The organism is Marinobacter salexigens (genome assembly GCF_018860765.1).
Lineage (GTDB): Bacteria > Pseudomonadota > Gammaproteobacteria > Pseudomonadales > Oleiphilaceae > Marinobacter > Marinobacter salexigens_A.
This window is the reverse complement of sequence record NZ_JAHKPV010000021.1, coordinates 677,430-696,244: the sequence shown is the minus strand read 5'-3', so window position 1 is coordinate 696,244 and position 18,815 is coordinate 677,430. Positions and strand designations below refer to the sequence as shown.

Genomic DNA, 18,815 nt, shown 5'->3' with positions numbered 1-18,815 from the left:
TTTTGTGGCTCCTTGGGCGTGCAAATAAGAAGCGCTAGCTTAAAAGTAACTCGTTATTCTTCGGAATGATTAAGGTCATTTCGCTTAGAGTCATTTGGAATATGTTTAATATTCAGTTAAAACAATTGGTTAGAGTTTATATCGGATTTTTCGATTTATTTGTCCCGTCTATTCCATTTTGTCGCTCATTTTTTGATTCCTAGAGTGCGTGCAGGTTTCAGCAGGTTTGGCTTGAAACCAGTAATTTATTTACCGCCCACACGGATCATCCAACATGACGACAGATCTGAACTCATCTCCTCTTTCGGCGAGCCAGCAAGAGCGGCTTGCAGAGCTACTTGATGGCATAAGCGAAGGACAGCTTTTTTGGCTTGCCGGTTTTTTAGCCGGTAAATGTGCCGGTGGTTCCGGGAGCACGGGTGCGAACATAGCCGATGCCGAGAACGCATTTCAGCCCGTGGCTCCGGAACTAACGATTCTATTCGGCTCGCAAACCGGTAACACAGAAGAGCTTGCGCAGCAGCTAGCGGCTCGCGCTGCCGATAAAGGCGTGTCTGCCAAGCTGCTGGACATGGCGGACTACAAGCCCAAGCAGTTGAAGAGTGAGCAGTATTTGGCGGTGTTGGCATCTACCCATGGGGAGGGTGATCCACCCGATAACGCGCTGGATTTTCACGAATTTCTCCATGGTAAGAAAGCACCGAAGCTGGTGGGGCTTCGTTACAGCGTATTGTCGTTGGGGGACTCCAGCTACGAGCATTTCTGCAAAACCGGTCAGGATTTTGACAGTAAGTTTGCTGCACTGGGTGCAACGGCAATGGTAGAGCGCGTGGACTGCGATGTGGACTACGAAGACCTGGCTGAAGACTGGATCAATAGGGTGCTGGAGGCCATTGTCAGCGAAGCAGGCGCCAACCAACCAACGGCTGCGAGCTCAGTAACGGCAGAGCAAGCGCCAGCCTCGATATATAGCCGCAAGAACCCTTATACGGCGGTGATTCTTACTAATCAATTGCTCAGTGGTCGTGGCTCCGACAAAGAGGTGCGGCATATAGAACTGTCGCTGGAAGACTCCGGGCTGACCTATAAACCCGGAGACGCGGTGGGGGTGTACCCGGAAAACAACCCGACCCTAGTTGGCGAATTACTAAATGCGCTGGGCTTTGACGGCGAACAGCGGGTCTCCGTAGATGAGTGTGAGGTTTCGTTAAGGGAAGCTTTGGCTTTTTACCGTGAAATTACCCTTCTAACACCACCGCTCATGAAGCACTGGGCTGACTTGGCGAACGATGATGCCCTTAACGCGTTGGTGGCAGATAGCACAGAACTGAGAGCCTGGACAGAAGGGCGCGATCTTCTGGACCTGATTCAAGCATGGCCAATAGCCAAGCTGGCACCGCAAGAGCTGGTAAACCTGCTGCGTAAGCTGCCTCCAAGACTCTATTCCATCAGTTCCAGTCAGACTGCTGTGGATGACGAAGTGCATATCACCGTTGCCGCCGTACGTTATTCAAGCCATGGCAGGGATCGCGAGGGTGTGGCTTCTGCTTGGCTCTCGGACCGTATGGGCGAGGGTGATCAAATGCGGATCTATATTGATCCCAACAAGAAGTTTGCGCTGCCGGATGACAGCAAGCCGGTGATCATGATTGGCCCCGGAACAGGCGTTGCACCTTTCCGTGCCTTCTTGCAGGAGCGGGAAGAGCGGGAGGCCGAAGGCGAGAACTGGCTGTTCTTTGGTGATCGCCGGTTCCGCAGTGATTTCCTTTACCAGTCGGAATGGATTAAGTGGCGTCGCGACGGCTTGCTTACAAAGCTGGATGTGGCTTTCTCCAGAGATCAGGCGGAAAAACGCTATGTGCAACATTGCTTGAAGGAGAACAGCGCCGATGTGTGGGCTTGGCTACAGCGGGGCGCCAGCCTATACGTGTGCGGCGATGCAGAAAAAATGGCGCCGGATGTACATCAGGCCCTACTGGATATTGCCAGTGAACAGGGTGGGCTGAATCCGGAGCAGGCCGAAGATTACCTGCGCCAATTAAACCGGGATAAACGTTACCAGCGGGATGTGTACTGATGAGTGAGAAACTGCCTGAAGCCGAAGTAATCAAGCGTAAAAGCAACTACCTTCGTGGAACCATTTTAGACGGGCTGGCGGATCGCACCACAGGTTCCTTGCCGGAAGACGATACCAAACTGACCAAGTTTCATGGCTCTTACCAGCAGGATCATCGGGAAGTGCGAGATGAGCGCCGGCGTCAAAAACTTGAGCCGCTCTACCAGTTTATGGTGCGTTTGCGGTTACCCGGCGGTGTGCTGACTGCAGACCAATGGCTGGGGTTGGACAAAATTGCAGACGAGTGTGCGGATTCTACTCTGCGCCTGACTACGCGCCAGACCTTTCAATTCCACGGCGTGTTCAAAGAGCAGATGCAGCCGTTCATGCAGAAAATACATGCCCTAGGTTTAGATAGCCGAGGCGCTTGTGGCGATGTGAACCGCAACGTGATCAGTAACGTGAACCCCCATCAGTCGCAATTGCACGGGGAGATTCATGAACTGTCGCTAGCCATCAGTGAGCGTTTGCGCTGGCGCTCTGCGGCCTACGCCGAGGTTTGGCTCGGGGAAGAATGTGTTCAAAAGCTGGGTGAGGAAGAGGAGCCCTTCTACGGGTACAAATATCTGCCCCGGAAATTCAAAATCGCACTGGCCGTTCCTCCGGAAAACGATTGCGATGTGTTTGCCAACGATATCGGCCTGATTGCCATTGTTGAAGCTGGCCAAATTCTTGGTTTCAACGTGGTAGTTGGCGGAGGAATGGGGCTGACTTACGGTGATCCGGCCACCTATCCTCGGCTGGCCACCATGGCGGGATATGTGCCCAAAGAACAAATTGTGGACGCTTGTGAAGCCATCTGCGCCATTCAGCGGGATTTTGGTGATCGCACCAATCGCGCCCATGCGCGCTTTAAGTACACCATTGATGACTATGGCATGGACTGGTTTCGGGAGCGCTTTGTGGAAAATCACGGGCAGGCCTTTGAAAAGCCGCGCTCATTCAGCCTAAGCCACAACGGTGACCGGTTTGGCTGGGTGGAAGGCGAGGATGGCAATCAGCACTTGACGTTGCTTATCCCAACCGGCCGGGTGGCGGATACCGAAAACGGCCTGTTGCGAACAGCCCTCCGAAAAATTGCAGAAATTCACGACGGCAGCTTTCGCATTACCTGTAACCAGAATTTGGTTATCGCCAACGTATCGCCCAAGAACAAGGCTGCCGTGGACGCTATCGTGGAAGAGTACAAGCTTGATGCGGGTAACCGCAGCTCGCCCTTGCGACAGAACTCCATGGCCTGTGTCGCTCTGCCAACTTGTGGTTTGGCGATGGCAGAAGCCGAGCGCTTCCTACCCGAGTTTGTGACTCGCGTAGAGCGTGCCATGGCAAAAGAGGGGTTGGAGCCCGATGCCATCAACCTACGCATTACCGGTTGCCCGAATGGCTGTGCCCGCCCGTATTTGGGCGAGATTGCGCTGACCGGCAAAGCGCCGGGTAAGTACAATCTATACTTGGGAGCTGACTTCTCAGGCCAGCGTATGAACCGGCTGTACCGTGAGAACATTGATACCGACACCATACTGAGTGAGTTACGGCCGCTGTTCCGAGCCTACCAGCAGCAACGTGAAGCTGAGGAGCGTTTTGGTGATTTTCTGGTGAGAGCGGGTATTGTGGAACAAGAACGTACACCGGCGATGTTGCACCAACCTTTGAAATAGAATAGCTGGCCTCTGAATAACATAGCCAACGCCGGCGGCATTGTTCAGAGGTTCGCTGTTCGTCGCTTAATGCCGCTTGGCGCTGCGCCGATTGAGCTTCAGGCCCGGAACCCCTGCTTTCGCTGCAGCCTTCTGCAACGGAGATCCGATACTAGGGGAGTTGTTCGCGCCAGCGTTTGACGTGGACTTGGCCTTTAATGGCGTCAATAATCTCAATAATCAGAGCGATCAAAGCTTCGTTTCTTGCTTCATGATCCCGCTCATCCGGGCCGCTTATAAATGCGTTTACTATGTCTTCAATAAACGCGTGATTTGCAGAGGAGGCCAGATCTTCCAATATCTGTTGGATAACGTTGGCGACGATATCGCCAACTGCATCCTCTAGAGTTTCCTGAATGGTCGAACCTACCACGGGCAGGTATTTCAATCGCGATAATTCCACATTCTGCTTCAATGCATGGTCTACACGGTCTTCAAGGTAAGTTCTCAGAGCGCCGCGATTGGGCACGTAACCTTCCTTTGCGGCTTGAGCAACCCGCTGGGATATCCAGTCGGATAACATTTCTCGACGCGGGTACAGAATATCGTTCTGAATCTTCTCAAAAAGCGGCGAACCCAATGTTATTTCGTGCTGCACGCCGCTCAGCACCTTGGCCACAATGCGGTCTGATAACTCTTCCATAAAGGCTTCGTAGTAGAAGTTTACGAAGCGGTAAATTCCGGTGTCGGTAACGTCAATGATTTTGTAATGGTGCAGGCGGTACACAATAGAAATGACCCGCAAAATTCGCAGGAATCGCAAGCTTCCTACAGGTATGCAACCCACCAGATCATACCAGTGGATAAAGGGGTAAAAGTACCAGCGGTCGTATACTTTGGCCTTGATTGCATAGCCCCAACGCACAAAAAATTCAGCCAGAAAGATGGCAACGAATATGGCATCGTAAAAAATGAAGTTTTCATGGATTGGGTGATAGGCCGCCTGAAGGGCCGGAAACTGCTCTTTCAGGGCGTTCTGGATGGCAGCGAAGTTGTAAACAGAATCCCAGATAATGAACGCGAGGTTGATGATGATCAGGCCCAACATCAGGAAGTCGATAATCAGCCAGATTAGCTGGTGGCTGGATTTCAAATTCTCGCGGTTAATTTTCAGCATTCGCTGGTATCCAATCTCTGTGGTGTAATAGCCTGCGCAGTTAGTTAGACAGGTTAGCGCATTTGAACCGGGCCTACGACTTGTCTGGCCGCAGATTAACTTGACCGACCGCCGTTAAACTCTCACGCTTGAGCGATAATCACTTCCATTGCGACCAACACTGAAACAGCCGGATGCTATCACTTGATCACATTTTGAAATCGGGGCGGATTCGGCTTCTGGGCTTGCTGCTTCTGCTGTGGTCTTCTACCGGCTTGGCACACCAGGTTGAGATTCGTGTTAACGGCGACTATCCACGTCTGAAGGAAAACGCCGAAGCATTTGTTGGTGAAGTGGACGGTCGCAGTGCCAGCAACCTTCGGCGCTATGCATCGACAGCCGTTAGCCAAGCTAGTAAGGGGCTGCGAGCCCTAGGCTACTACAGCCCAACTATAAATTGGGAGGTGGACGACGGCGATTCAGAAGAGTCGGCCCTTCTGATTTTGGATATAACACCCGGTGACCCGGTGCGTGTGAAATCCCGCAGGGTTGAAATTCAGGGGGCTGCTGCAACGGATTCGCACTTCACTGATAACCTGCCTGATCACCCCGCCGAAGGCGATATACTGAATCATGGCGATTACACCAGCCTTCGCAACGTCCTACAAACCCGCGCCCGGCGCAGAGGCTATTTTGACGGTCGCTTTGTTACCCGCACCCTTAAAGTAGATCCGGAATCTCTGGAAGCACATATTACTCTGGTTTTCGAGAGTGGTGATCGGTACCGGCTTGGTGCAGTGACCTTTGAAGAAGGGCACTGGTTCGAAAGTCGCCTTCTGCACGACTTTGTGACTTTTGAACCGGGCATTCCCTATCATGCGGATGAAATCGCGAAGCTCAACAGCGACCTGCTCAGCAGCGGGTATTTCTCGGGCGTGGATATTGATGCCGGACCTTCAAATGCTGAAGATGGCGTTATTCCTGTGCGCATAGACCTGACTCGTCGAGATGCTCGATCCATAGCTACAGGGCTTGGGTTTTCCACGGATGTAGGTCCACGTTTCCGTGGCACCTGGCGGGAACACTGGATTAATCCAATGGGCCACAAGCGGGGCGCAGAAACGGAACTTTCGGGGCCAAGACAAAACCTAAGCACCTGGTACGAACTACCACTAGACCCTCCTATGACGGATTTGATCCGCTTTACGGCGGGTTACCAGCGTGAGGATATAGAGAACGTTGAGTCTGATCTGTTAACGTTCGGTCAACAATGGCAGCACCAACTTGAAAACGAGTGGCTACAGGTGCTGTCGTTACGCTGGGAGGGAGAGCGTTTTAACATCGGAGACGATGAGAAAGGCACCAGTACACTTTTGCTTCCTGGGGTAGCCTATTCCAAGTTGCACGTCGACTCACCGTTGGACCCTTCCCGGGGTTACCGTTTGCAGTTTAATGTCACCGGCTCACACCGGGCGGCGCTTTCCAATGTGGACATACTGCATATAAATGCTGTTGCCAAGGGGTTGTTTACACTCGCGGGCAAGCATCGTTTTTTATCACGGGTTCAGATTGGCGGTGTCGGGACCAATCGGTTTGAGGATGTGCCGCCGTCTTTGCGCTTTTTTGCTGGTGGTGACCAGAGCGTGCGTGGCTATGGGTACCAAACTCTCTCGCCTGAAAACGACAACGGGGTTGCGGTTGGCGGCCGCTACACCATGGTAGGCAGCGCAGAATACCAGTACCAGTTTGCTGATAATTGGCGTGCCGCTCTCTTCGTTGATCATGGCAACGCCATTAACGATTTATTTGACCCTCTCGCGACAGGTGCGGGTGCTGGTATTCGCTGGATTAGCCCGCTTGGGCCTTTGCGTCTGGACATTGCCAAGGGGCTAAACCCGGAGTTTGGTGGTGAATGGCGGGTCCACTTCTCCATGGGGCCAGAGTTGTGACTGAATCAGATAAGAGTAATAACAGTGTTGATACCCCACAGCAGCCTAAACGCAAACCTATGGGGCGGGTTCGATTTTGGATACTGTTGCTTCTCGGTTTGCTTGTTCTCTTACCGATTGTTCTTGTCTCTGCGGTTTTGCTTGCCCTACGGTCAGAAACGGGTACCGCCTGGGTGATTGAGCAGGTGCCGGGGCTTGAGGCGGTAAACGATCATGGCTCGCTGTTTGGAACCTGGCAGGCAGATCGTATTGAGTGGCAAGGCTATGGGATAAGCGTGGCGGTTGAAGCGCCGCTTATTGACTGGTCGCCCTCCTGCCTTTTTGATCTGCAACTCTGCCTTGAAACCCTACGTTTGAAACACCTTGCGGTGAACATTCAGCCCTCGGAAGAAGAGGCGAGTGGTGGGGATATCAGCCTGCCGGGGTTTGAGTTACCGCTTAAATTGAGCGTCAGCGATGTAAGGCTTGGTACGTTCACCTTTAATGGCAGCAAAGTGTGGGACAAGCTGGAACTTGATGCAGACGGCTCCGGGGCCGATTGGCAGCTGGAGCGAGTCTATTATCAGCTTGATGACTACACCCTTACGGCCTCTGGCCGGGTTGAAACGCGAAGAGACTGGCCAATTAATCTTGAAGTCAGCGCTTTTTTGCCGCCCCCCTATGGCAGTGACTGGGCTATTGATTTGGCGCTTTCCGGCAGCGTGCGAGACCTGACACTTGCCGGCGAGAGCCGGGGTTATCTCAATGCTGCTCTGGAAGGCAAGCTGGAGCCTTTGGCCGCGAGCTTACCTGCGCGATTACGGGTTACTTCAAAATCTTTCCGCGCTGTGGAAGCCTTGCCGGATACGCTGGTACTGAAAAACTGGTTTGCAGAGGCTCAGGGCAGTCTGCAGCGTGGGTTTAAAACCAAAGCGCAGGCTACCTTGCCGGGCACAGAAGGGCCGATCGAGCTCGCGTTGGAGGGCTTGGTTACCACCGCCGAGGCCCGGGGCATACAGCTGGAGCTCTCTGCAGAGGGCGAAGAAAACAAGGATCAAGCGGGCGGCTCAACCCGAAACGTCGTCGTAACCGGCACCACCCAATGGCAGGGTGAGCTGAGTGCGGAGGCGAATATACAGTTGAATCAATTTCCTTGGTATTCGTTAATTGCTGGTTTGGATGAACCGCCGGTTACCTTACGTAGCCTGAATGGTGATGTCTCTTGGCGCGATGGGCGCTACCAAGCGAACCTGACCGCCGGCGTTGATTCCCCTCAGGGCAGTTCAGAGTTAGCAGCATCGATTACCGGTGATGCCACTCAGGCGCAGCTAACGGAGCTTTCAGCGGTAACCGATGCAGGCTCCCTTACGGGTGGTGGCGCTGTTAATTTCTCTGGGCCTTTGAGTTGGCAAGCCGCGCTGGAACTGGAGAATTTTAACCCGGGCTATTGGGTGCCGGTTTTGGAGGCCAGCCTCAGCGGTGGCGTTACCACAAAAGGGCAGCTCACCGATGGGCCGGTTCCCGCTATGGAGGCAAGCTGGGACCTGAAGGGCCAGTGGCGCTCTAGCCCAACCACCATTGCTGGCCGGTTGGACTCGGCAACCGGTGACTGGGTGGTGCCGGAATTAAAGTTGGTTGTTGGTGACAACCGCGTTGAAGGCAACGGCCAGTGGGGCGCTCAGTTAAAAGCGGAGCTCGACCTCAAGCTACCTGAGCCAGAAAGGATTTTACCGGGCCTTGGCGGGCAAGCTGATCTTCAGCTTAGGCTCACGGGTACCCCCGAAGACCCCCGTGGGGAATTCACTGCCAATGCGACCGAGCTACGTTGGCAGGATCTGTTGGCAGTTGAAACTCTGAACCTTGATGCCCAGTTGGAGTCCGGGTTTCGTCTCAACAGTGAGGTGAAAGGCACAGGCATTACGGCAGCTGGGCAGGCTGTTGAATCGCTCACCGTTAAAGCTCAGGGCACACAGGGTGACCACTCGGTGGTTATTGATGCCCAGCATCAAGACGCAAGGTTGCAGTTGGATTTTAAGGGGGCTGCGGGTGATGCCTGGGCGAGTTGGCAGGGTGAGCTTACGCGAGGCGTTGTGGATGTGCCCGGCCAGAAGCAGAGTTGGGAGTTGGCTTCACCTGCAGGGCTCGTTTATGGCGCAGACGGTGAACTCAGTTTTGCTGCCCATTGTTGGCGTTGGCAGCAAAGCTCAATCTGCGCTGATGATCAAACGCTGCTGCCAGTGCCGAGAATTGTTTACCGCATTGACAGTTTTCCCACCACGGCTCTGGCACCGATACTGCCAGAGAACTTGCGCTGGTATTCCAGCATAAACGGTGAAATCGACTTCACCTCTTCTGATGCGGGGCCGAATGGCAGCATAGCGCTCGATGCTGGCGAAGGTCGTTTTGAGATATTGCTGGATGGCGAATGGGAAACTCTGGGTTATGAAACGCTAACCACGGAGCTGGATTTGAAGCCAGAGCAGGCGGACCTCGCTGTGCGTTTGTCTGGCCCGGTACTCGGCGAGCTTTCGGTAGATATGAGCCTGGATCCGATGGCCAAGAATCGGCCGGTTGAAGGCAAGTTCAAGCTGGAAGGCTTGGATATTGCTCTGGCTGGCCTGTTTACCGGTCTTGAGGAAGTGGTTGGCGAAGTAAATGGCGAGGGCACCATTTCCGGGCCCCTGTTGAAACCTTCAGTGAGAGGGGAGGTGGCTCTTACCAATGGTCGGGTGGTAGATCCGCGCTTACCTTTGCCTATGGAGGAAGTAACGATCAGTGTCGAGCTTGAAGGCAACGCTGCTGATATCCGTGGCCGCATCCGAAGCAATGACCGCAGTGAAGCTGTTATTCGAGGGGAGGTTGACTGGCAAGGCGCTCCCGGCGGGGAGGTTCGCATTACCGGCGAACGATTGCCTTTCAGCATCGAACCCTACGCACATTTGGAAGTGGCGCCAGACCTTACCATTGCATTCCGTGAAGGCGCGTTGAGTGTGGAAGGCAGAGTTGAGGTACCCCGGGGCGATATTGAAATCGAAGGCTTGCCGGCGCAGGCGGTGTCGGTATCTGAGGATGAAGTGATTGTTGGTATGGAGCAGCAGGAGCCACTTATACAGTCTCTGGAAATGGACGTCACCGTTGTAGTGGGCGAAGACCGGGTGGGCTTTGTAGCATTTGGTGTGACGGGTGATCTGGAGGGAACTTTACGAATCCATAACGACATGGACACCAGAGGCACCCTGCAGTTGGTCAATGGCCAATACGAAGCTTACGGTCAGGAGCTAGAATTACGACGCGCGCGGTTACTGTTTGTTGGCAATCTGGTGCAGCCGTATTTGGATATCGAAGCCATCCGGCAGGTAGATACAGTGGTGGCGGGAATTCGCCTGAGTGGGCCGGTTCAATCGCCCACAACCGAAGTGTTTTCCAGCCCGGACATGCCGCAGTCCGATGCCTTGTCTTATGTCATTCTTGGTCGCGCGCCCCGGGGCCAAAGTGATGACGGCCAGATGAGCCGCGCCGCTATTTCACTGGGCTTAACTCAGGTGAACAAGGTAACCGGCCAGTTAGGAGAGGATCTTGGTATTCGCCAGTTGACCTTAGAGGCAGAAGGTAGCGGCGATCAAACATCGGTGGTGGCCAGTGGCTACCTCACAGACGAACTCAGTATTCGCTACGGGGTTGGAATTTTCGAGCCTATTAGCACGGTGGCACTGCGTTACGATTTGGGCCGCTATTTCTATCTGGAAGCGGCCAGTGGGTTGGCCGCTTCTCTAGATATCTTCTACACCAGAGATTTTTAACCTAGTCCAGCTCGAACGTTGCGTTCACCGAGGCGTTGATTTCTCTCTCCCCCACGCTGGATATTGTATCTGAGCCGCCCCTTGCCTCTGCCGCCATCATCATCGGCACAGGGCGGTGGCCACCGTTAATGTTAAGCGATACAACATCGCCACAGCTCTGGTCCACTTGCTTGGCTACAAACTCGCAGCGGGATTTCGCATCGGCAATGGCCAGAGCCAAGGCTTCCTGCTCCATTCGTGTTTCCTCGGAATGGAAAAATTGATGGGGGCCGAGATTGTAATTCAGACCGAGCGACTGAGCTTGTTGCAGAATAGGGTTGAGCAGTGATAAATCCGAAATACTGAAGCTAATAGTCTGTGAGGCAACAGCTCTTTTTTGCGGTTCCTGTCCTCTGGATTCAGAAGGCAGGGTGCGACTGTACAAGTTAACCGAGGCGTCGGAATATTCCTGCAGCTTGTTCCGGTACTCACTGATACCCTTGCGCCATTGATCCATCAAGGATGAAACTTGCTCGGTGGCTTTATCGGATTGCTCGTGTTCTGCTCTGGCGGTAAATGTTAAGCGTGCGCTGTCGGGTTCATAGCGAACGGTGCCTTCGCCTGTTAAAGACACTTCGCCAGCCAACGCCAAGCCCGGAAAAAGAAGCGGCAGTGCATAAAGGATATGGGTTTTCAGGTGATTCTTTGCCATGCGATATTCCTCCCCTAAGCGGGTATACGGTTAGGCTCTGCTGGGTAAAAACTCCAACCGAGCTAATTTGAATGAGAGGGCAGCTTCTAGAAACTGGCCAAAGATGCGTCGGTGCCCGCTGTGGTAAAGCAGGTATTCGGGGTGCCATTGAAGCCCCATCAGCCACTGCCCCCGGGTACTTTCGATGGCTTGAACAAACAGGTCGTTGTCCACCGCCGTTACTTTCAGGTTCTTACCTAGATTTTTGATTGTCTGGCTGTGTATCCGATTGGCACCGATTACCGGTGCACCCATTAGCTGCCCCAGTCGGCTTGTAGCTACCAGACGCACCGTCTGCATGGGTAACAACAAAGGGCGGTGTCTGGTATTTACCCGCAAAGGGGTCACGTTCTGGCACAGAGACCCACCGTGGAATATGTTGATGAACTGGGCGCCCCTGCAAATACCTAACACGGGAATACCTATAGCCTCTGCTTGTTTGAGCAGCCGTTGATCAGTGGCGTCTCGTGCGCGGTCATAACGTGCGCTGACCTGCGGCTCCTGCTCATACAACTCCGGATGCACATGTGTGCCTCCGGAGAGCACTAAACCGTCCAGCAACGACACATCCACGCGCGCTCCTGGCCGAATGTAATAGGTGTGTGCGCCTTTGAGCCGCAGCGCAAGCGCTATCAGGCGCTGGGCTACACGCTTTCGGGAGGGGCCACTAATGCCTATCGTTAGGCCGGGCAGGCTGTCCTCAGGGTTGCGTAGCTCAGACATAACCCTTGCTTTCTAGCCAGTTTGCCGAGGTTTCCAGCCAGCTATGGGTTAGGTTGCGTAGGCTGATCTTCCGGCTTTCTCTGAATAGAGCACGCAACTCCTTAAGATCCTCTGCATGGTTCGCGAGTCGCTCTACCACCACCCAATCGTTCCAAACACTGGAAAAGTGCCATTTAGGATTATCAATGTCGCAATCTGGGAGCCGGTAATGCAGCGTTGGTCTGCTTTTAATACGCGGGTCTTCTACATATTGGTCGAGCAAGGGTTTGTCCAGATGGGCAAACAGTGGAAGAAGGTCCAGAGCGCGATTGCGAGTGGGGTTGTATTCAAGGTAATCGACCATCATCTGGCGTTGATCTGGTTCATACCCATCCGCAATCAGCAAGTCTGTATAACGGCTGCTCCAAGGCTCAATATAAGGCGTGAATTTTCTGCTGATATCCAGTTGATGGCGAGACTTTAGCCAGTCGTACAGAACGGCAAACGCTTGGTAGTAACGAATGAGCGTTGCGGACTTGAGGTCGGGTAACTCCGGATTAAGCTGTAAGCCGAACGCGAAATAAATAGCTTCCCTACTGCCCAGCGCACCGGCTTTACGAAGTTCCTCAACCAGCGCTTCAATCTGGTCCAAGTCCGAAAACTTCACCGGCGGGCTAACAATTTCCAATGGCACAATCATCTCGGCGGCCGCGTCTATAACTTCCATAGCGTGCCCGCCAAGCTCTCGAATGGACTCGGGCAAACGTTCGTCTGCCAGATCAAGGTCTTTGATGGGATCTGAATCAAGCTCGATAATAAAATCGCCCAAAGGTGTTTCAAGCTTGCTTACATAGCGAGACTCGGGCTTTGCCTCGCCTCCTAGCAACTTCCCAACCAGCTCCACGAGCTGAAGGTACCCCAGCCCTGATAACTCAATTTCCACGCCCACTCTGCGCGCTTTGCCATCCGCGGTGTTCATTATGTCTGGCATTTTCAATGCGATACCTTGGCTCATAAAACCCACTAATGCTGAATGGAATATTTTTTCACTCTATCACACTACGTAAGTGCCAATAGTTAACGGCCTGCAAGAAAATAGAGGGCCTGTCTTTACACTGGATAAAACACTGTATATAGTCAGAACACTGTATAAAAGAACAGGATGGCTAGTTCACTGTATACGTCATCAGATATCAGTCCGGCATGCACAAGCCCTGCATGCAGAAAGCGGAGCAGCGAAACAATGAAGCTGACAGCAAGACAAACTCAGGTACTGGAAATTATTCGTCGATCGGTCGATGAAACCGGTTACCCACCTACACGTGCAGAAATCGCCACAGAAATGGGGTTTCGCTCGGCGAATGCTGCGGAAGAACATTTGCGGGCATTGGCTCGGAAAGGCGCCATCGAAATGGTTCCGGGAGCCAGCCGGGGTATTCGTCTACCAGACGTTGCTGAAGACCCCGGGTTACCGGTGATTGGTCAAGTAGCTGCAGGCAGCCCGATTTTGGCTCAGGAGCATGTTGAAGACCACTGCACGTTGAAGCCCGAGTTTTTCTCCCCCTCCGCCGATTACCTGCTTCGTGTTAGGGGTATGAGTATGAAGGATATCGGTATTCTGGATGGCGACCTGCTAGCGGTGCACAGCACTCAAGATGTGCACAACGGCCAAGTAGTTGTGGCAAGAGTAGGGGATGAAGTCACAGTGAAGCGGTTTAAAAAGGAAGGCGCAATGGTTTATCTGATTGCTGAGAACGAAGAATTCGCGCCTATCGAAATCGACCTCAAAGAGCAGGAACTGTTCATAGAAGGGTTGGGTGTGGGTGTTATTCGACGGTCTGATTTGCACTGATCAAACCGGGATACCAACAAACACATTGAGAAACGGGTGACTTATGGAACAACTTAGCTTCAATCAGAACATGGCGTGGCAGCAAAGTGTTTTGCCTACCCCGGTGCCGGAACATACAGCTCGAAAGCAGAGAACGGTTATTCGAGCTCGGCATACTTCCAATGTGGGAGAATCTAGGCCAGCTGGCCCGGCTGGCAATGTTACGGAAATCATCTTGCCGGAAGGTCAGGTGGAGAATTTCCAGCTGCTATTGCCGATGTTGACCCAGCTCAATCAGGAGAAGCGTTGGCTGGCGTGGATCGATCCGCCTCAGGCACTCGTTAGCAAGTGGCAGAAAATGCACGGAATTGTTACTGGTGAACTTTTGGTTTTGCGCTCCACTGCGGAATACCCGGCGCGCCAGCTTGCAGAAATTGCCCTCAGCGCTGGAACTTGCCACGCAGTTGTCATGTGGACAGGTAAACTGGGCAAAGCTGCGTTTTCTTCCTTGCAAAAAGCGGCTGCCGAAGGCAACAGTCACGGCGTAGTGCTCAGGCAGCGTTAAGCTGGCACTTTAGTGAAGTGTGTAAGCGGGCTGAGCGTCTAAAACGTCCAGCTCGTCATCTTCCCAGTCGATGTCGTGAGACACATTTCCAACGGCTTCAATACCAGCAGCAATCATTGCCTTTGCAACCGCCATATCCCGGTTTTCCATCATTGCACGGGCTTCTGTCGAAAACGAAATTTTTACTAGTGGCGCGCTATCATCGTCAATGCGTCGCAGGGCGTAATCGCCATTGTTTAATTGTACAATCTCGAAAAACGATGGTGACATTTCAATAACCTTTATAAAGTTGAAAACCGAAAGATGTGTACGTGAGGGATTACCACTCTCCGTGCTGTTCTTCTAAGTTGTCGGCAAACTGTTTCATGGCTTTTAGGGTTTCTCTGAGGGACTGGGCAGAGCGTTCAGGCCCAGCTTCTGCAGATACGGCAATAATATTCTCCGCGCTTACCGTCTTGCGCATGGCTGGCGGGTTGTTTTGCGCGGCCTCAAGTTGGTCAAGATGCTTCCACCAGCTTCCGCTATTCCGCTCAAGCGCAAAAAGCATCTGTATTTCTGCAGTTTGGTCGCCAATCAAGTTTGCGAGTTCTGCTACAGAAGAAGGCGTCTCCGACCGCCTTTGGTACAGCCTGGCAACCATCACGAGTAACAATAGCCTTGCTCTTAGCAGTAACTCGATACAGCCTTGAGTTGTTGCCTCTTGCTGCAGTTTTTGTATCGGCGACGGGCTTGCAGCAATGGAGGCCGGTGCGGGCGTGTCTAGCAGCGTGCTGGCCAGAAACAGTTTTTGTGAAACCAGCGAATACCATTGAGAAGCCATCAAACGTCACCTTAAAGCAATCCGCTATCTTAACATTTTGGTTCGAAGATTTCTTTACCCCTTCAGTCGTGCAATCAGGTGACAATAAAACACAAACATTTTCTTGAAACGGGCGTTTGAATTTGGCAAAAAGTACATGCTGATTATGGTTTTTTTGATTGTCTGGAGGATGTGAAGAATGCGGAGCCACCTTATCGCATGTATTGCACTGCTTTCGTTCGGATTTTCCGGGCAGGTTTTGTCAGCAGTGTCGGTTGCTGAGGCGCAACGTCTAAAGCAGGACCTGACGCCGGTTGGCGCGGTGCGCGGGGCAAATGCTTCCGGCAGCATTCCAGAGTGGACAGGCGGGTTGTCCGAGGCACCTGCGAACTGGCGTGAGGGGCAGGTTGAAGTCAATCCCTTCCCGAATGACGAGCCTCTGTTCGTGATCACTGCGGACAATATGCATCTCTATAAAGACAAGCTGTCTGACGGCTCGCGCAAGATGTTGAGTCAATACGGGCCGAATTTCTTTATGCCGGTTTACCAGACTCGACGAACAGCTGCGTTTCCCGAACGTGTATATGGGAAGTCTTACGAGAATGCGCTGAGTGCAGAGGTGTTGGATAACGGTAATGGTGTGCGCAACACTATTACGACCAGTCCCTTCCCAATTCCGAAAAGCGGTCTTGAAGTTATTTGGAACCACATTTTGCGATACCGTGGTGAAGAGGTGTCTTTTCGTAGTGGGTCGGCGACCCCCCAAGTAGACGGTTCCTACAACCCGGTTGTTACCCAATACGAATACTACTTTGCTTACAGCAAGCAAGGCGCCGAGCTTGAGGAAATCGATAACAAGATTTTCTATCTTAAGACCGATACGATTTCGCCATCTTCTATCGCCGGAACGATTACACTTGTGCACGAAACCTTGGATCAAGTGCGCTCACCCCGGCTAGCATGGCGCTATGACTCAGGCTCGCGGCGTCTGAGGCGTTCACCGAATCTTGCCTATGAAACGGATCTGCCCAATTCTTCGTCGCTGCGTTCAGTTGACCAGAAAGATATGTATAACGGCGCGCCGAACCAGTACGACTGGGAGTTGAAAGGCAAGCGTGAGCTTTACGTCCCTTATAATGCTTACATGCTGCACGATCAGTCGGTAAAGCCGAATGATGTTATCCGCGCAGGCCATATCAATCAGAAGCTGGCACGTTATGAGCTGCATAGGGTTTGGGTGGTTGAAGCAACCCGCCGTACTGGCATCAAGCACATCTACGACCGCCGAGTTTTTTATGTTGATGAAGACAGTTGGCAGATCCTGATGTCCGAAGAGTATGATGAGGCAGGCAATTTGTGGCGGGTATCCGAAGCTCACAACATTAGCTATTACAGCGTGCCAGCATTTTGGACTACCATGGAAATGACTTACGACCTTAAAGCGAAGCGCTATTACATAGACGGCTTGGACGATAACTACCCAGCCTACGATTTTGAGCCGGGCTACCGAGGCAATGAGTTTTCGGCGTCCTCTGCGAGGCGCGCAGCCCGCCGCTGATACTGGTGTAATGGATTCGGTTGCCAGTGCTTGCTGGCAGCCTACTAGGGTCGCCCGATTCTCAACTCTTTCAGCAAGGACATTGCTTTATGGCTGACCCTCAAGCCCCTTCCTCTTCTGAGCTCCAAATTCATCTCGATAGTCTTGATGAGCTTATGGCGGAGCTAGGTTGCGCCCTTCGCGATCAGGACTGGGATGCTTTGGTTCGCCTCAATGAGCAGATAAAGCCCCGAGTAGAGCCCTTGATGACCTCACTGGAAGCTGGTCAGGTTGATCCAGAGTTGGTGCGTGCGCGACTGGAAGAGTTGCGCCAGTTTATGGACGCAGCTGGTGAAGGCGCGACTCGCGCTAAGGCTGAAGCGGAACAAGCCTTGAAAGGGGTGAATCGCAATCGCAGTGCCGCCAAGGCATACCAGAACGTATCCACAACTCGACCTAAATAGCGTCATAAAATTGACTCTTTTGCGTTTACAGTCTTAAATACCGCTCACACACCCTAAAGAGATTCCTGTGAATGTCTAAAAACAACAAGGTGCTGGTGCTGAGCGAGGATGAATCGAGGCGCCGGGACATGGTGACCATTCTGGAGTTCATCGGTGAAGAGCAGGTCTTTGCCGGTAAGGAAGCGCTAGCGCTGCTCGAATCTGGCGATGAGGAAAGCCTCTCGGACATTTCCGTTGCTGTCGTGGACGGTGAAGACCCTGAAATCGCTGCCACTATCGAAACGGTTTGTCGATCCGTCGAGGGCGTGCCCTTTCTTCTGGTTGGTGACCCCGTGCTCAAAGGCCTGTCGGAGCAGTGTGCAGCCCGCATTATTGCCCGTATGGAATGGCCGCTTAACTATACCAAGTTTGTTGATTCTCTTTATCGTGCTCAGATATTTACTGACCAGTTCCGTCGCTCTAAAGAGCGTGGTCAGCAGCGTGGCTTGCAGTTGTTCCGCAGTTTGGTGGGCACCAGCCGCAAGGTACAGCAGGTGCGGCAACTTATGGAACAAGTGGCCGATAAAGATGTAAGTGTGCTGGTTACCGGCCCTTCCGGCACGGGCAAAGAAGTAGTCGCCAGAAACCTCCACTACCACTCTTCAAGACGTGAAAAGCCTTTTGTGCCAGTAAACTGTGGCGCGATTCCCGCGGAGCTGCTTGAGAGTGAGTTGTTTGGCCATGAAAAGGGTGCGTTTACGGGTGCAATTACAGCCCGGGTAGGGCGCTTTGAACTGGCTGAGGGCGGCACGCTGTTTCTGGATGAAATCGGCGATATGCCCCTCAATATGCAAGTAAAAATCCTACGGGTATTGCAGGAGCGCACGTTCGAGCGGGTAGGCAGTAACCGGACAATTTCTGCAGATGTTCGGGTAATTGCTGCAACCCACAAAGACCTCGAGGAAATGATCGAATCCGGCGAATTCCGGGAGGATTTGTATTACCGGTTGAATGTCTTCCCTATTGAGGTTCCTTCGTTACGGGATCGCGTAGAAGACATTCCGCTGCTGATAAATGAGTTAATTTCTCGCATGGAAAAGGAAAAGCGGGGATCGTTGCGGATGAACTCTGCAGCCATTATGAGCCTATGCAGGCACGACTGGCCGGGTAATGTGCGTGAACTTGCGAATCTTGTGGAGAGATTGGCGATTATGCACCCTTACGGCGTGATCGGCGTGCAGGAGTTGCCAAAGAAGTTTCGTTATGTGGACGATTATGACGAGAATCGCCCAGTGGAGGATTCCGGGATGCCTTCTGGTATTCCGGGGTTAGTCGGGCTAGACGCCCCCGCTTTGCTGCCGGTTAATGGTATTGATTTGAAAGACTACTTGTCTGGCCTTGAACGGCAATTGATTCAGCAGGCGCTGGACGAGGCAGGCGGTGTGGTGGCGCGAGCTGCGGAGAAGCTTCGGATTCGGCGGACAACTCTGGTTGAGAAGGTTCGGAAGTACGGGCTTCGGGAGGAAGAATCCGAGGGATCCTGAGTGTTTGAGCGATGACGTATTAAGCTT

15 protein-coding genes are annotated in these 18,815 nt (G+C 52.9%); 9 read left to right on the top strand and 6 right to left on the bottom strand.

Features of this window, described 5'->3' with window-relative positions; all coding sequences use genetic code 11:
• Positions 1 to 274 precede the first annotated feature (274 nt).
• On the top strand, positions 275 to 2,077 hold the full coding sequence (locus KO508_RS16750) for an assimilatory sulfite reductase (NADPH) flavoprotein subunit (RefSeq protein ID WP_216009418.1): 1,803 nt from the start codon (positions 275 to 277) through the stop codon (positions 2,075 to 2,077).
• Positions 2,077 to 3,774 (top strand): assimilatory sulfite reductase (NADPH) hemoprotein subunit, encoded by a 1,698-nt coding sequence (gene cysI / locus KO508_RS16745; RefSeq protein WP_252738168.1) that lies wholly within the window; start codon positions 2,077 to 2,079, stop codon positions 3,772 to 3,774. The genes KO508_RS16750 and cysI overlap by 1 nt, the downstream gene beginning before the upstream one ends.
• Before the next feature lie 151 nt (positions 3,775 to 3,925).
• Here the strand turns inward: cysI and KO508_RS16740 are convergent, their stop codons facing one another.
• On the bottom strand, positions 3,926 to 4,930 hold the full coding sequence (locus KO508_RS16740; RefSeq protein WP_216009417.1) for a hypothetical protein: 1,005 nt from the start codon (positions 4,928 to 4,930) through the stop codon (positions 3,926 to 3,928).
• Positions 4,931 to 5,103: 173 nt separating this feature from the next.
• Here KO508_RS16740 and KO508_RS16735 point away from each other — a divergent pair, with 173 nt between their 5' ends.
• Together KO508_RS16735 and KO508_RS16730 are read left to right on the top strand one after the other, a co-directional pair.
• Entirely contained in the window at positions 5,104 to 6,858 is a 1,755-nt protein-coding gene (locus tag KO508_RS16735) for an autotransporter assembly complex protein TamA (RefSeq protein WP_216009416.1), read from the top strand.
• A complete protein-coding gene (locus KO508_RS16730; RefSeq protein ID WP_354668050.1) occupies positions 6,855 to 10,637 on the top strand; it encodes a translocation/assembly module TamB domain-containing protein in 3,783 nt (1,260 codons plus the stop codon). Before KO508_RS16735 ends, KO508_RS16730 begins: the two co-directional genes overlap by 4 nt.
• A 1-nt stretch (position 10,638) precedes the next feature.
• Here the strand turns inward: KO508_RS16730 and KO508_RS16725 are convergent, their stop codons facing one another.
• Genes KO508_RS16725 through KO508_RS16715 form a run of 3 tightly spaced genes read right to left on the bottom strand, consistent with a single transcriptional unit; the run spans position 10,639 to position 13,084 of the window.
• Entirely contained in the window at positions 10,639 to 11,328 is a 690-nt protein-coding gene (locus KO508_RS16725) for an SIMPL domain-containing protein (RefSeq protein ID WP_216009415.1), read from the bottom strand.
• A gap of 30 nt (positions 11,329 to 11,358) precedes the next feature.
• Positions 11,359 to 12,090 (bottom strand): gamma-glutamyl-gamma-aminobutyrate hydrolase family protein, encoded by a 732-nt coding sequence (locus tag KO508_RS16720; protein WP_216009414.1) that lies wholly within the window; start codon positions 12,088 to 12,090, stop codon positions 11,359 to 11,361.
• Complete coding sequence (locus tag KO508_RS16715) at positions 12,083 to 13,084, bottom strand: amidoligase family protein (RefSeq protein ID WP_216009413.1); 1,002 nt, start codon at positions 13,082 to 13,084, stop codon at positions 12,083 to 12,085. The genes KO508_RS16720 and KO508_RS16715 overlap by 8 nt, the downstream gene beginning before the upstream one ends.
• 228 nt (positions 13,085 to 13,312) lie before the next feature.
• Here KO508_RS16715 and lexA point away from each other — a divergent pair, with 228 nt between their 5' ends.
• Complete coding sequence (gene lexA, locus KO508_RS16710) at positions 13,313 to 13,921, top strand: transcriptional repressor LexA (protein WP_216009412.1); 609 nt, start codon at positions 13,313 to 13,315, stop codon at positions 13,919 to 13,921.
• A 43-nt stretch (positions 13,922 to 13,964) separates the two neighbouring features.
• Complete coding sequence (locus tag KO508_RS16705) at positions 13,965 to 14,465, top strand: cell division inhibitor SulA (protein ID WP_216009411.1); 501 nt, start codon at positions 13,965 to 13,967, stop codon at positions 14,463 to 14,465.
• A 9-nt stretch (positions 14,466 to 14,474) separates the two neighbouring features.
• On the opposite strand, the gene KO508_RS16700 is transcribed toward KO508_RS16705, so the two are convergent.
• Entirely contained in the window at positions 14,475 to 14,735 is a 261-nt protein-coding gene (locus KO508_RS16700; RefSeq protein WP_216009410.1) for a hypothetical protein, read from the bottom strand.
• A gap of 49 nt (positions 14,736 to 14,784) precedes the next feature.
• Positions 14,785 to 15,285: a DUF6586 family protein gene (locus tag KO508_RS16695; protein WP_216009409.1), complete on the bottom strand. Its 501-nt coding sequence runs from the start codon at positions 15,283 to 15,285 to the stop codon at positions 14,785 to 14,787.
• 178 nt (positions 15,286 to 15,463) lie between these two features.
• On the opposite strand from KO508_RS16695, the gene KO508_RS16690 reads away from it, so the two are divergent.
• The 3 genes from KO508_RS16690 to KO508_RS16680 all read left to right on the top strand — a co-directional run bounded on the left by KO508_RS16690 (position 15,464) and on the right by KO508_RS16680 (position 18,788).
• Positions 15,464 to 16,822 (top strand): DUF1329 domain-containing protein, encoded by a 1,359-nt coding sequence (locus tag KO508_RS16690; RefSeq protein WP_216009408.1) that lies wholly within the window; start codon positions 15,464 to 15,466, stop codon positions 16,820 to 16,822.
• A gap of 89 nt (positions 16,823 to 16,911) precedes the next feature.
• The gene (locus KO508_RS16685; RefSeq protein ID WP_216009407.1) at positions 16,912 to 17,265 is read left to right on the top strand and encodes an SOS cell division inhibitor; all 354 of its coding nucleotides are present in this window, start codon (positions 16,912 to 16,914) and stop codon (positions 17,263 to 17,265) included.
• A gap of 71 nt (positions 17,266 to 17,336) precedes the next feature.
• Entirely contained in the window at positions 17,337 to 18,788 is a 1,452-nt protein-coding gene (locus KO508_RS16680) for a sigma-54 dependent transcriptional regulator (RefSeq protein ID WP_216009406.1), read from the top strand.
• Positions 18,789 to 18,815 lie beyond the last annotated feature (27 nt).

Bases quoted from the DNA above. Each gene is read 5' to 3' on its own strand.
- KO508_RS16750 (WP_216009418.1), top strand. From the start codon at position 275: ATGACGACAGATCTGAACTCATCTCCTCTTTCGGCGAGCCAGCAAGAG.
- cysI (WP_252738168.1), top strand. From the start codon at position 2,077: ATGAGTGAGAAACTGCCTGAAGCCGAAGTAATCAAGCGTAAAAGCAAC.
- KO508_RS16740 (WP_216009417.1), bottom strand. From the start codon at position 4,930: ATGCTGAAAATTAACCGCGAGAATTTGAAATCCAGCCACCAGCTAATC.
- KO508_RS16735 (WP_216009416.1), top strand. From the start codon at position 5,104: ATGCTATCACTTGATCACATTTTGAAATCGGGGCGGATTCGGCTTCTG.
- KO508_RS16725 (WP_216009415.1), bottom strand. From the start codon at position 11,328: ATGGCAAAGAATCACCTGAAAACCCATATCCTTTATGCACTGCCGCTT.
- KO508_RS16720 (WP_216009414.1), bottom strand. From the start codon at position 12,090: ATGTCTGAGCTACGCAACCCTGAGGACAGCCTGCCCGGCCTAACGATA.
- KO508_RS16715 (WP_216009413.1), bottom strand. From the start codon at position 13,084: ATGAGCCAAGGTATCGCATTGAAAATGCCAGACATAATGAACACCGCG.
- lexA (WP_216009412.1), top strand. From the start codon at position 13,313: ATGAAGCTGACAGCAAGACAAACTCAGGTACTGGAAATTATTCGTCGA.
- KO508_RS16705 (WP_216009411.1), top strand. From the start codon at position 13,965: ATGGAACAACTTAGCTTCAATCAGAACATGGCGTGGCAGCAAAGTGTT.
- KO508_RS16700 (WP_216009410.1), bottom strand. From the start codon at position 14,735: ATGTCACCATCGTTTTTCGAGATTGTACAATTAAACAATGGCGATTAC.
- KO508_RS16695 (WP_216009409.1), bottom strand. From the start codon at position 15,285: ATGGCTTCTCAATGGTATTCGCTGGTTTCACAAAAACTGTTTCTGGCC.
- KO508_RS16690 (WP_216009408.1), top strand. From the start codon at position 15,464: ATGCGGAGCCACCTTATCGCATGTATTGCACTGCTTTCGTTCGGATTT.
- KO508_RS16685 (WP_216009407.1), top strand. From the start codon at position 16,912: ATGGCTGACCCTCAAGCCCCTTCCTCTTCTGAGCTCCAAATTCATCTC.
- KO508_RS16680 (WP_216009406.1), top strand. From the start codon at position 17,337: ATGTCTAAAAACAACAAGGTGCTGGTGCTGAGCGAGGATGAATCGAGG.